Below are 12,712 nucleotides of genomic sequence, written 5' to 3' on the forward strand. Positions count from 1 at the left end.
AAACGTTCATTCAACAATAAACTGGGATCATATACCAAATCCACATTTCATGGAGGGATCACCGATGGATTTGTACTATGAGGTTTCAGGGGAAGGAAAACCAGTCATTCTATTGCACAGTGGCGGTGCTGATTTGCGAGATTGGACCTTTGTCACGCCGATTCTGGCGAAGCATTATCAGGTCATCGCTTTTGACGGACGCGGCTGTGGGAAATCGCCGTCCCCAACAAAGACAGCGAACTACGTCGATGATTTGCTTTCTGTCATGGATCACTTCCAGCTGGATGAAACCACGCTCGTAGGGCACTCGATAGGCGGGCGAATTGCAACAGAGTTTGCCTTGGCATATCCTCAGAGAGTGAGCAAGCTCGTGTTGATCGCTCCAGATTTGTCAGGCTATACATTCAGCAAGCCTTTCACAGAATGGATGCAGACAATTCAAGCGGCAGCACCGGATGTTGACCGCATGTTGGAGCTTTCTCTGTCCTCCTGCTCGTACCGCGTCGTGATGGCAAGTCCCCAGAAGGACCTCATGGTAGAGATGACGAAGCATAATATAGCGAAAATGTTCGAGTGGGCCACTTGGGAGTCCATATGGCCGCAACCACCTGCGATTGAGCGTCTGGGAGATTTGGCTGATAAAACATGTTTTCTCCTCGGCAAGGAAGATGCGCCTGATCTACACCGTATCGCCGAACATTTTCAACAAGTTTTGCCAGAGCATAGGGTTATCGAGATAACGGGTGCCGATCATAAACCAACGTTGACACATCCAGAAGAAATCGCTCGCGCCATCACTGATTTTTTGGAGGATTGACGTAAACCGTGCCGCGTACCCCAGCTGAAAATGAGCGAATTCGCCAAGCTGCAAAAGATAAGATCCATAATGCCGCGATGACGCTGTTCATAAAAAAAGGCTACCACGCGACCTCAATCGACGATGTAGCCAAACAGGCCCAGATATCAAAGGGACTGCTTTACAATTATTATAAAGGAAAAGAAGAGCTTCTCGCCGCGATGGTCCAGGTACGGATCGAGGAAGTAAAAGAAGTGATGGAGGCTGCGACTCAGCTAGCAACGCCGCACGAACAGCTGCGCCATATAGTCGACGGTGCGCTTGATAACGTCTACCAGCGACCGGATGTCTATCGTTTTTACTTGAATTTGCAAACGCAGCCGGAAGATGATCGGGTACTTGCTTCTTACAGAGAGCAGTTAAATGAGGAGTCACGCAGGCAGTTTGAAGTCCAGTGCCAGATCTTCAAACAATTAGGCGTAAAGCAGCCCAGATTGAGATCACTCTATTTTTCGTCGGCGCTCCAGGGCGCAATGCTGATGATGACGACTTATCCGGAAGGGTTTCCGGTTGAAGAGATGAAGGAGCAGATTGTTCGGGAGTATTGTAATGACCCAACAAACCCATAGGTATCGTTCAATAATGAAGAGGCTAACCCATTCGTAAATGATACTGGTGGGGCAGCCTTTTTTCCTGTAATACCTTTGGTACTTTGGTATACCTGCAAATAGTTAGAGAGGCAAAATAAAATGAGTTCGTATAGTGTATTCGTTCAAGTTGATATATACGAAAATTTAGAATTGACAGAAATCAACAAAACCAATATATTGGTTTTATGGACACGAACCTAATCAAACAGATCGAACGCCCCACATTACGCGAACAAGTATACCAAGGCTTGAAAAAAGCGATCATCATGCTAGAACTAAAGCCAGGACAACGAGTCAACGACAACGAACTGGCGGCTTTATTTGGCGTGAGTCGAACACCCGTAAGAGAAGCGCTCAAACGGTTGGAAGACGAAGGTTTAATTGAATCCGTTCCGGGATCTCTCACACGGGTAACACCCTTACTTGAAAAGGAGGCGAAGCACGCTTTTCCGGTTGTTGCGGCCTTACATGGGGTGGCAGCACGATTGTCGATGCCATTTGAAAGGGAGGACATCTGTAGTCTGGAGCAATGGAATGAAAAGCTGCGGGTCGCGCTCGAACAGCAAGATGTGATCAAAGCGATTGAAGCAGATGACGGCTTTCACGACGTGATCCTCGAGGCTGCGGGTAATCGAGAAATCTATTTGGCACTTGAGCGAGTTGTACCGAAAGTTCGGCGTTTGGAATTTGCTCGGTTTGGTTCCTTAGAAGGGGGGGAATCAGTAAAACAGCACAGCAGAATCATCGAAGCATTTCGAGACAACAACAGTCAGCTTGCCTCTTCTTTGGTGGAAGAAAACTGGATCAGCCTTGGCAGATTGCTTACGGACCATTCCAATGATGAATAGGGGGTAATGGCATGAGTACGGTTGAAATGAAGGGGGAAGTACATGATTCGCGTGTTTTGCAATGGGCGCGATCCATTATCGAAGAGAGTCCGTCTCACCGTCTGATTCAGCAAGAGATCGTGAATGCTGTCAACCGCAATGCGATTTGGCGAGGCGAGGAATGTTTGAATTTGCTCGCACCAGAAGCACCCACCACGCCCATCGTACGTCAATTGCTCGCTTCTGAGGTTGGTACTCGCGCTGCGGAAGGACATATCGGCAGCACGCAGAGATGGTTCGCGGGCACAAAATATATCGATGAAATCGAAGCGTTATGTGTTGAGCTGTTAAAAAAAGTATTCCACGCTAACTTTGCGGACCATCGACTGGTAGCGAGCATGATCGGGAACATGACGGTCTACGCGGCGTTAACGCAACCGGGCGATACGATTATGACGATCGCGCAACCGTTTGGGGGGCATTCCAGCAATCGGGTAGACGGGCCTGCTGGCATTCGTGGTTTGCAAATTGTCGATGTGCCCATGGACCCCGTTGAGCTTACCGTTGATCTGGAAGAGTTCGCTAAAGTCGCACGGCAAGTTAGGCCAAAGCTCGTTACCCTAGGAGCGTCCATGACCTTATTTCCATTTCCACTGAAGGAGATGGCTGAGATCGTGAAAGAATGGGGCGGTCGCATTTATTTTGATGGCGCACACCAGTTGGGGTTGATCGGTGGCGGTCAATTTCAGGACCCGTTGCGAGAAGGGGCATGTGTGATGACTGGCTCTGCTGGGAAAACGTTTAGCGGTCCACAAAGCGGCATCATCGTCTGGAATGACCCGGAACTCTCGGTACCGATTACAGATGCCATCTTCCCAGCCCTTGCCGCGACACATCAAGTCAACCGGGTAGCGGCATTAGCAGCGGCGGCGGCGGAGTTTTTGGCATTTGGCAAGGAATACATGGCGCAAATTGTGACGAATGCACAAGCACTGGGAAAAGCATTCGATGAACGGGGAATACGGGTGCTTTGCGCACACAAAGGCTATACACGTACACACCAAGTCATTCTAGACGTAAAAGAGTTTGGCGGTGGGTACGAGGTAGGCAAGCGATTGGCAGAAGCGAACATCATTACCAACAAAAATTTGATTCCTGGTGACGGTCCTGAAGATTGGGACTTTCCAAGCGGTCTGCGCATTGGGACGACAGAAGTCACTCGCTTTGGCATGAAGGAACAAGAGATGGACACGATTGCAGAGTTGATTGTAAGTGTGTTGTCAGGCAGGGAAAAGCCAGAGGTTGTCCAATCTAAGGTGATCGAATTGCGCAGATCGTTTAGCAAGATGCAGTTCTGCTTCCCAGAATAGAGTAGTTAGGAATAACACCGTATGCCGGAGTTCTGACCTTGGCATACGGTGCTTTTTCGGGTAGTAAGTGGACTCTCATTCTTGACAATATCATTTCATTTCGTAAATAATCGATTGATACCATCAAAGAATGGGAGTCTAAACGGATGAGTACAGACCATACAAACTCGGATGTTACCATTGATCAGACGACGAAAGAGCTAGCTCTCGTATTTGGTCAGTTGAAGCGGATCGGACATGTTTTCAGTCCTTCGAAAGACCTCCGGCAGAGCGAATTGAATATGCTTGTTTACTTGACCTACGTTAGTCCACCTGGTACGAACGGCATCAGAGTCTCCGAGCTAGGCAAACAGTTGAAAATAACGTCAGCAGCTGTGACCCATGTCATTCAATCACTCGAACAGCTTGGGCTTATCACCCGTACCGTGGGACCCAAAGATCGACGCTCCATTCTCGTAGCCCCTACGAAAGAGGGCTTTGATTTTGTGGCAGCGAGGGAGCAAGAGCTGTTTAATCGTTTTCAGCAGCTGCATGAGCATCTTGGTACGGATGATGCGCAGGCACTCATACGGATTTTAACGAAATCAATCAGATTCCTGCATACCTACCAGGATAGCGATGAAGCATGACCATAGTTCGAAGATGAACTATGGTTTTTTATTGTTTTGATAAGAACCTTGCTCCAGCTCTTTGAGGAGCGAGTTCGCAGAGGGGCTCCAATGCAGCTGTTGTTCAGCGCGCAATCCAGATATCCTCTGGTTGATGCTCGCCCCCCAAGCGGCTGGTCCTAATGCTTTGGCCGCATCCTCGTAGCTCCATGATTCCACTTTTTCTATCCCAGCTATTTTGGCAATCGAAGTCATGAGCTCTTTTGTCGTGATCATTTCCTTGGAAGTTGCATTGAATAATGAGCATGGCTGTGCTCGCAAAAAAGCGGATTCGTAAAGCCTCGCCAAATCATCAACATCGATAGTAGACCATGCGGTTTGCCCGTCATCGATATAGTTGGCTGATTGAGAGAGCTTCGTCCTTTGAATCGTTGCTTGAATGAGTCCACCGCCACGACCATACACAAGTGTAGGACGTATGACGATCGTACGAATATTGCGCTTGGCAGCTCTTAAAACTTCCTGTTCCTGGTTCGCTTTCCATTGGAGAAAAGGCAAAGGGTTGAGAGGAGAGTCCTCATCCACGACATTGTCGTACGTATCGTTATAGATCAGCGTTCCGCTCGTATAAATGAATGGCTTCCCTGTGCCTTCCAAACCATCAAGCATTGCCTGAACCGCTGCTACATCCAGTTTTTCCATATCAGGAGTGTGCGAGATCGCCATATGAATGACCCCATCGAATTTTTTAACGCTTTTTGTTAACAGGGTGGTATCCGCAAGATCGCCAATAATCGGGGTGAAGCCTTGTGAGAGCAACAGCTCTGCTTTCTCTTCCGATCGAACAAGACCAGCAACCTGATACCCCTGGGACTGAAAATACTTGGCCACTACGGACCCGACATAACCTGTTATCCCTGTAAGGAAAACATTCATGACAAAACCTCCCTCAAACACAATTAATTTAGTAACTAAATTATTTAGTAACTTTAATGCGATGTCAACAGTGTTTGTAATTAACTGAATATTGACAAAACAAAAGTTGGGTGTTATTTTCAAATTAGGAAAACGTTTACCCGTTACATAGAAAGTGGGTGAAGAACCATTACTGTAACCATTAAAGACATCGCACAACTCGCCAACGTTTCCATCGCGACTGTTTCGCGCGTGCTGAACAATTCCAAGCCAGTCCGTCCAGAGCTGCGGGAAAGAGTCTTGAAAATCGTGCAGGAGACGGGCTTTCAGCCGAATGCGATTGCCAGGAGCTTGGTCAGCAAGGAAACCCGCATCATCGGGGTGATGGTTCCCGATATCTCCAACAATTTTTACTCCAATCTCATTTACGGAATTGACAGCGTCATTAGTGAGTACGACTACAGCATGTTCTTGGCGATATCCGATGAAGTGGTGGACAAAGAGCTAAAGTACTTGCGACTGTTCAAAGAAAAACAAATCGATGGTGTCATTATTGCGAGCATTCATTTCCTGGAGGGCAATATCCAGACGCTGCAAGAAATTCAGGTTCCCCTTGTTGTTACCGGCCACGATTTGCCCGGCTATCAGATTCCGACTGTCAACGTCAACAATGTGCAAGCCTCCTATGATGCTACGGCCTATCTCATCTCGCAAGGCCATACCAAGATTGCGTGTATATCTGGTCCACTGTGGGACCCGCCGTGCGGTCTGGATCGCATGGGCGGTTACCGAAAAGCCATGCGGGCACATGATTTGCCGATCCATGAAGGATTCGTCGTGGAAGGGGAATTCACAGCCAAGAGCGGTTACGAAGCCATGCGCCGTATTTGTGAGGAAAAAATTCGCCCGACAGCCGTTTTTGTCGCCACAGACCTGATGGCGGTGGGCGTCCTCAATTACTTGTATGACCATGGCATTCGTGTACCAGAAGACATCTCCGTCATGGGCTTCGACAATTTGGAGCTCGCCTCATTATCCCGCCCCATGCTCACCACCGTGCACAATGACCCGTTCATGTACGGAAAAGCCGCAGCAGAGCAGTTACTCAGACAAATCCGCAATGAACCTGTAGAGAGAATGAGCACCGTCCCACACCATCTCGTGATTCGCCAAACCGTAAGCGCTTTACTGAAGTGAGGCAACAAGTCTTACCATATAGAAGAAGCAACCGAGTTTACTCATTCAAAAGGGGTGAAGAGATATGAAGCTTGGCGTATTTACCGTTCTTTTTAGCGAGAAGTCGTTCGAAGAAATGCTGGATCATGTGAAGGCGGCAGGTTTAGAAGCCGTGGAAATCGGCACAGGCTGCTATCCGGGCAATGCACACTGCAACCTGGATGAGCTGTTGGAAAATCCGGAAAAAAGACGAGCGTACAAAAAAGCAGTAGAGGATCGGGGATTGATAATCAGCGCGCTCAGTTGTCACGGCAACCCGTTGACACCAGATAAAAGCTTTGCGCAGCAGTCCCACGATACGTTTGTGAAAACGGTACAGCTTGCCGAGATGCTGGAGGTGCCTGTGGTCAATTGCTTTTCCGGCACGGCAGGCGACCACGAAGGAGCGAAGTACCCCAGCTGGCCTGTTGCTCCTTGGCCCAATGAGTATCGAGACGTGCTCCATTGGCAATGGAACGAAAAGCTCATCCCGTATTGGCGCGAATGGGCTGCTTATGCGACTGAGCATCATGTCAAGGTTGCGTTGGAACTGCATGGCGGCTTTCTCGTCCACACACCAGGGACACTGTTGAAGCTGCGGGAACAGGTAGGCGAGGGAATCGGGGCAAACTTCGATCCTAGTCATATGTGGTGGCAAGGGATTGATCCAGTAGCTGCAATCAAAATCTTGGGCAAAGAAAAAGCCATTTATCATTTCCATGCCAAAGACACGTACATTGACCAGGAAAAAGTGAATATGTACGGGCTGACGGATATGAATTCCTACGCCAATCTACATGAACGTGCGTGGTATTTCCGGACTGTAGGCTATGGTCATTCACAGCAGACGTGGGCAGATATGATGAGTGCACTGCGCATGAATGGATACGATTATGTCGTGAGCATCGAGCACGAGGATGCCATCATGTCGATTGAGGAAGGCTTTCAACGAGCTGTTCAAAATCTGCAGCAAGTCATCTTGCGAGAACCAGTCCAGAATCTGTGGTGGGTGTAGGAGGGGAGAATATGACGAATCAGCGCAAATGGAAAATCGGAATCATCGGTGCAGGGGGGATTACAGAAGCACACCTGGAGGCGATCAGGGAAGAGCCGCGAGCAGAGGTAGTTGCCATTGCAGATATTTCCTCAGAAATGGCTTCCTATCGTGCGAAACGGCATGATATTCCACAAGTTTTCACTGAATACGAGACAATGCTACAAGAGTCTGATACAGACGCGATTATTGTTTGTGTCCCGAACTACTTGCATGCAGAAGCAACAAAAAGTGCGCTTGCAGCAGGCAAACACTTGCTATGCGAAAAGCCGATGGCGATGAATGCCCAAGAAGCAGAGGAAATGATCGAAGCCGCGAAGAAAGCAGACAAAATCCTCATGGTAGCACAAAACAACCGATTCCGAAGCGATTCCCTGCAAGTCAAAACATGGCTGAAGGAAGGAAAGCTGGGGAACATTTATCATGCCAAGACCGGATGGGTCAGACGAAATGGAATACCCGGATGGGGAAGCTGGTTTACGCAAAAAGAATGGGCAGGCGGCGGTCCGTTGATTGACATCGGCGTACATATGCTCGATTTGACCTTATGGCTCTTGGACCATCCAAAGCCTGTATCCGTCCTCGGACAGACGTACGCGCAATTCGGACCTCACAAACGCGGCTTGTCAGAGTGGGGAAGGATCGATGATAACGGGAAGTTTGACGTGGAAGATATGGCAGTGGCGATGATCACCTTTGAGAACGGATTGTCGCTTACGCTCGATGCAAGCTGGGCTTCTCACATCGCAGAGGAAAACGTTTTCCTTCAACTATATGGACAAGAGGGTGGGGCATCCCTTCGTTTATTGGAGAACCAGTTCACGCTTTACCACGAGTGGAACGGCGTAACTGCTTCGACAGAATTAACACCAAAACCTCAAAAAGAACGCATACTCTTATTCCGTAATTTCATAGACGCCATCGAAGGGAAAGCAGAGGTTCTCTGCACACCGGAACAAGCCTTGTACATCAACAGATTGATTGAAGCCATCTACGCATCCGCACAAAAAGGTGAAGCAGTCCGTTTCTAACATGAGCATAGGGGGTTACTTAGATGAAAGTTGCGAAAAGACTTACATCCGTTGGACTTACCTTATTAATGGCCTTCTCACTGGCAGCATGTTCTTCCACACCTCAGCAAGCTTCTACAGATACAACTCCATCACAGCCTTCAACACCAACCGCACCCAAAACAGAGCCAGCACAGCCCACAGCCGAAAAAATCAAGCTTGTCTACGCACGCGGAAAGGACGCGACGGATTCCACCAAAAAGCTCGTGGAAGCGTTCCAAAAGGCCCATCCGAATATCGAAGTAGAAATTCGTGAGATGCCTGCTGATTCCGGGCAGAGTCATGATCAATACGTCACCATGTTTAGTGCCCAATCCTCCGAGATCGACGTGTTTGACCTCGATGTCATCTGGCCAGCTGAATTCGCACAAGCGGGTTATCTTCTGCCGCTCGACCGCCTGATGGAACAGGACGGGATCGAAACCGGAAAATATATCAAAGGGGCCATGGATGCCGGGAACTTTGGCGGTCAGCAATGGACCATGCCCAAGTTTATCGACGCGGGACTCTTGTTTTACCGCAAAGATCTCGTATCCGAAGCCCCAAAGACGTGGGATGACCTGATTGCCCAAGCAAAAGCAACGAAGGGCAAGGGCGGCACGAAGTTCGGCTACTTGATGCAAGCCAAGCAATATGAAGGATTGGTTTGCAATTTTGTCGAGTTCAGTGCATCGTACGGTGGAAAAATTTTGGATGAACAAGGCAAAGTAGCAGTCAACAATCCAGCTACGATCAAAGGATTGAAAAAAATGATCGAGGTCGTCAAATCTGATTTCGTCCCAACCAATATCACCACATTCATGGAGCCGGAATCACACACGGCGTTCCTAGAAGGGCAGGCACCATTTATCCGCAACTGGCCGTATCAGTTCGCGTTGGCGCAGGATCAGGCCCAGTCCAAAATCGTTGATCAAGTCGGGATCGCTCCGCTGCCAGCAGGCGATGCAGGCTCCGCAGCAGCGCTCGGCGGTTGGATGGGCGGAATCAACAAGTTCTCGAAGCACCCAAAAGAAGCATGGGAATTCCTCAAATTCATGACAGGTCCAGAGGGTCAGAAAATATCGGCAGTAGAAGGTGGGCTCGCACCAACCTACCTGCCAGCTTACGAGGATGCCGATGTTCAAAAAGCCAGTCCGTTGTTTGCCAACAAAGATTTCGTCGATGGCGTAAGCGCTGCTGTATCCCGTCCAACGACTCCGATCTATCCAAAAATTTCGGAAGTAATCCAGATCGAAGTGTCCAAAGCGCTCGCGGGACAGCAAACAGCCGAGCAAGCGGTGCAAAACATGGAAACGCAGATGAACGAATTGATCAAAAAATAAGCGGCAACATATGGCGCTTCCAAGGGGGGCTAACCGGCCTCCTTGGAAGTTGCACAACAATCTGGCAAGCACAAGCAAGCTTCTAGCGGGAAGGAAGGTGGTGAACGGATGAATCGATCAACCAAAATGTCTCTCTCAGAAAAACAAATGGGGTATTTGCTGATTTTTCCTGCACTGCTCATCATACTTGTTATCGCGATTTGGCCTGTCATGCGATCCTTTTGGATCAGTCTGCACGACATCCGGTTGAACGACCCGACGAAATCAGAGATTCACTCTTCATACGGACTAGATATGGAACGTTACGTCAGCACGTTACCCAATCTGCTCCGGTATATAAAGAGGGAGGCAGAATCTGCAGAAGGGTCATCAAAGGAAAAACTGAACGCGCTCCAAGCGCAAATCGAACAAACGAACACCTCCCTCAACCAATCAGGCGAGATCGCGAACCGATACCAAATGATCGACCAGCTATTGCTGGACTTTAAACCAGTCCCGACAGAACTCAAATATGTGAGCCTCTCAAATGAACAAACAGAGTCTATCAAAACCAGCTTGGCGGAAGTCAGAGCGGTTCTTTTGCAAATGAGTGAACAAAAGCTGCTTTCGAAGCCAGAGGGTGCTCTTGGCGTGATCCAAGGCATTGAAGCTTCGATTATCGAGCCCAATTTTGTTGGCTTTGCCTACTACCAAAAGTTTTTAACGGACGCGCGGATGTGGGGGGCTCTGTACAATACGGCGTTTTTTACCGTTATCTCCGTTGCCATTGAACTGGTGCTCGGCATATTGATTGCATTGTTGATCAATCGACCTTTTCGTGGAAGGAGTCTTGTTCGGGCAACCGTGTTAATTCCGTGGGCGATTCCGACTGTCATCTCCGCGATGATGTGGAAGTTTTTGTACGATGGGCAGAATGGCATCATCGCCTATCTCTTTGAGCAGGCGGGGCTGATCTCGGATATGGGGATGCTTCTTACGACAAAGGCTGGAGCCATGTTTTCCGTCATTTTGGCAGACGTGTGGAAAACCACGCCGTTCATGGCTTTGCTCATATTCGCTGGCCTGCAAACGATCCCCCAGAGCTTGTATGAAGCAGCATCTGTCGATGGTGCCACCCGCACCCAGCAATTTTTTCGTATCACGCTTCCGATGCTGAAATCAACCATTCTGGTGGCGTTATTGTTCCGCACACTTGATGCGTTCCGCGTATTTGACCTGATTTACACGCTGACAGGTGGGGCACCCGGGAACTCGACCGAGACCATTTCTATCTACGCGTATAAAACGATGTTTGCTCAAATGAGCTTCGGAGAAGGTTCTGCGCTCGCAGTCATTGTCTTTTTATGTGTGGCATTGATTTCCATCGGCTATGTCAAAATATTGGGAGCTGATCTGCTGAGTGACGGCAGTGGCAAATAAGGAGTTGATTGGATGCGCAAACATACGGGTCCCTTGTTTTACGTGGGTCTACTGCTATTCGTCTTTCTTGTGATGTTTCCGTTTTTATGGATTCTCCTCGCAGCATTGAAGCCACCAGCGGAGCTGTTTGGAGATCGAGCCTTTCATTTTATCATCCAAAATCCTTCGTTTGACAACTTTGTCCGTGTCTTTACGGAAAGACCGTTTGCCCGTTACTTGTGGAATTCGACTGTCGTGGCGACGTTAACCACTCTCTACTCCATTACGATCGCTTCCTTTGCTGCATATGCGATTGCCTGGCTGTCCTTTCGGGGAAAGGCGATTATATTGGGTGTTGTACTTGCTGTGTCCATGTTTCCGCAGATCGCTACCATCTCACCTATTTTTATGTTCATGCAATCGATGGGCTTAACGAACAGCTACACAGGCCTAATTATTCCTTATACAACTTTTGCGCTGCCGCTAGCCATCTGGAATTTGACGATCTTTTTCCGCAAAATACCGAGTGATTTGGGCGAAGCAGCCAAAGTAGACGGCGCGAGCATTTGGCAGACGATGACCAAAGTATTTTTCCCACTCGCCATGCCTGGGGTTTTCACGACCGCCATCCTCGTTTTTATAGCAGCGTGGAATGAATTTTTGTTCGCCTTGACGTTGAATACGCAGGAAGCGATGAAGACAGTGCCTGTGGGAATCGTCATGTTTCAGGGAATGTTTACAATCCCGTGGGGAGAAATATCTGCTGCGTCTATTATTGTGACGATCCCGCTTGTGGTGATGGTGTTGATTTTCCAGAAGCGGATTATCTCAGGTTTGACTTCTGGAGCAGTAAAAGAATAAAAGGGAGTCATTCAATTATTTGTCTCACAAGTATGATTGTGATACGGTGGAAGCAGCAATCCGAAAGAGAGTTGACGAGCGCATGAATAATCTTACAAAATTTCAGATTAACAGGCCTGCCCAAGAATTGTTCGAAGCATTCGTGGACCCGGCGAAAATCGGCAACTTCTGGTTCTCTTCCAGCTCAGCAAGGTGGGAGGAAGGGAAGAGCATTACGTTATTCTACGATATTTACAACGCAGAAGTGGGGATTACCGTTCACGAAATCGAAGTGAATAAACGAATCGTTTTCCAGTGGGCTGGAGAAGAAAATATTGTAACGATTACGTTAAAAGCGGTGGATGAAGCCACGACGATCATTGAAGTGAACGAAGAGGGTTTTCAAGAAGAGGATCCAGCGCTCCTGCAAAAAATGGTCGACAATAAGGAAGGCTGGGTGTACGTCTTAAGCTGTTTGAAGGGGTATCTGGAGCATGGGATCAACACATTAAGAGAAGGGCTTGTGAAATAGGTCTGGATGTATTGCGAGAATAAATGAGAAAGCCCGAACCTGGTCTTACCCCTAGGCTAGGCTTGCAGAAAAATAATGAAATCGATTGTAACGATTCATCACGAGGAGGAACCGT

General features: G+C 48.5%; 13 protein-coding genes. 12 read left to right on the top strand and 1 reads right to left on the bottom strand.

Going from position 1 to position 12,712, the window contains the following annotated elements:
- Positions 1 to 64: 64 nt before the first annotated feature.
- The 5 genes from C7R91_RS15830 (at position 65) to C7R91_RS15850 (ending at position 4,272) form a co-directional block, all read left to right on the top strand.
- Entirely contained in the window at positions 65 to 817 is a 753-nt protein-coding gene (locus tag C7R91_RS15830) for an alpha/beta fold hydrolase (RefSeq protein WP_047069254.1), read from the top strand.
- A gap of 8 nt (positions 818 to 825) precedes the next feature.
- Positions 826 to 1,425 carry a TetR/AcrR family transcriptional regulator gene (locus C7R91_RS15835; protein WP_047069255.1) on the top strand — a complete coding sequence of 200 codons (600 nt, stop codon included), beginning with the start codon at positions 826 to 828 and terminating at the stop codon, positions 1,423 to 1,425.
- A gap of 206 nt (positions 1,426 to 1,631) precedes the next feature.
- Positions 1,632 to 2,294: a GntR family transcriptional regulator gene (locus C7R91_RS15840; protein WP_047069256.1), complete on the top strand. Its 663-nt coding sequence runs from the start codon at positions 1,632 to 1,634 to the stop codon at positions 2,292 to 2,294.
- An 11-nt stretch (positions 2,295 to 2,305) separates the two neighbouring features.
- Positions 2,306 to 3,643: a serine hydroxymethyltransferase gene (gene glyA / locus C7R91_RS15845; RefSeq protein WP_047069257.1), complete on the top strand. Its 1,338-nt coding sequence runs from the start codon at positions 2,306 to 2,308 to the stop codon at positions 3,641 to 3,643.
- A gap of 146 nt (positions 3,644 to 3,789) precedes the next feature.
- A complete protein-coding gene (locus C7R91_RS15850) occupies positions 3,790 to 4,272 on the top strand; it encodes a MarR family winged helix-turn-helix transcriptional regulator (RefSeq protein ID WP_047069258.1) in 483 nt (160 codons plus the stop codon).
- 18 nt (positions 4,273 to 4,290) lie between these two features.
- On the opposite strand, the gene C7R91_RS15855 is transcribed toward C7R91_RS15850, so the two are convergent.
- Positions 4,291 to 5,187 (bottom strand): NAD-dependent epimerase/dehydratase family protein, encoded by an 897-nt coding sequence (locus tag C7R91_RS15855; RefSeq protein WP_047069259.1) that lies wholly within the window; start codon positions 5,185 to 5,187, stop codon positions 4,291 to 4,293.
- Between the two features lie 189 nt (positions 5,188 to 5,376).
- On the opposite strand from C7R91_RS15855, the gene C7R91_RS15860 reads away from it, so the two are divergent.
- The 7 genes from C7R91_RS15860 (at position 5,377) to C7R91_RS15890 (ending at position 12,597) form a co-directional block, all read left to right on the top strand.
- Positions 5,377 to 6,363 carry a substrate-binding domain-containing protein gene (locus tag C7R91_RS15860; RefSeq protein WP_083995044.1) on the top strand — a complete coding sequence of 329 codons (987 nt, stop codon included), beginning with the start codon at positions 5,377 to 5,379 and terminating at the stop codon, positions 6,361 to 6,363.
- Positions 6,364 to 6,427: 64 nt separating this feature from the next.
- The gene (locus C7R91_RS15865) at positions 6,428 to 7,396 is read left to right on the top strand and encodes a sugar phosphate isomerase/epimerase family protein (protein WP_047069262.1); all 969 of its coding nucleotides are present in this window, start codon (positions 6,428 to 6,430) and stop codon (positions 7,394 to 7,396) included.
- An 11-nt stretch (positions 7,397 to 7,407) separates the two neighbouring features.
- Positions 7,408 to 8,466, top strand: coding sequence for a Gfo/Idh/MocA family protein (locus C7R91_RS15870; protein WP_047069263.1), 1,059 nt, complete (start codon positions 7,408 to 7,410; stop codon positions 8,464 to 8,466).
- 23 nt (positions 8,467 to 8,489) lie between these two features.
- Positions 8,490 to 9,827 (top strand): extracellular solute-binding protein, encoded by a 1,338-nt coding sequence (locus C7R91_RS15875; protein ID WP_047069264.1) that lies wholly within the window; start codon positions 8,490 to 8,492, stop codon positions 9,825 to 9,827.
- 108 nt (positions 9,828 to 9,935) lie between these two features.
- Positions 9,936 to 11,246: a carbohydrate ABC transporter permease gene (locus C7R91_RS15880; protein ID WP_047069507.1), complete on the top strand. Its 1,311-nt coding sequence runs from the start codon at positions 9,936 to 9,938 to the stop codon at positions 11,244 to 11,246.
- A gap of 12 nt (positions 11,247 to 11,258) precedes the next feature.
- On the top strand, positions 11,259 to 12,086 hold the full coding sequence (locus C7R91_RS15885) for a carbohydrate ABC transporter permease (protein WP_047069265.1): 828 nt from the start codon (positions 11,259 to 11,261) through the stop codon (positions 12,084 to 12,086).
- 19 nt (positions 12,087 to 12,105) lie between these two features.
- Positions 12,106 to 12,597 carry an SRPBCC family protein gene (locus C7R91_RS15890; protein WP_047069267.1) on the top strand — a complete coding sequence of 164 codons (492 nt, stop codon included), beginning with the start codon at positions 12,106 to 12,108 and terminating at the stop codon, positions 12,595 to 12,597.
- The last annotated feature ends 115 nt before the right edge of the window (positions 12,598 to 12,712 follow it).

The sequence above is a fragment of the Brevibacillus formosus genome (genome assembly GCF_003013405.1).
Classification (GTDB): domain Bacteria; phylum Bacillota; class Bacilli; order Brevibacillales; family Brevibacillaceae; genus Brevibacillus; species Brevibacillus formosus.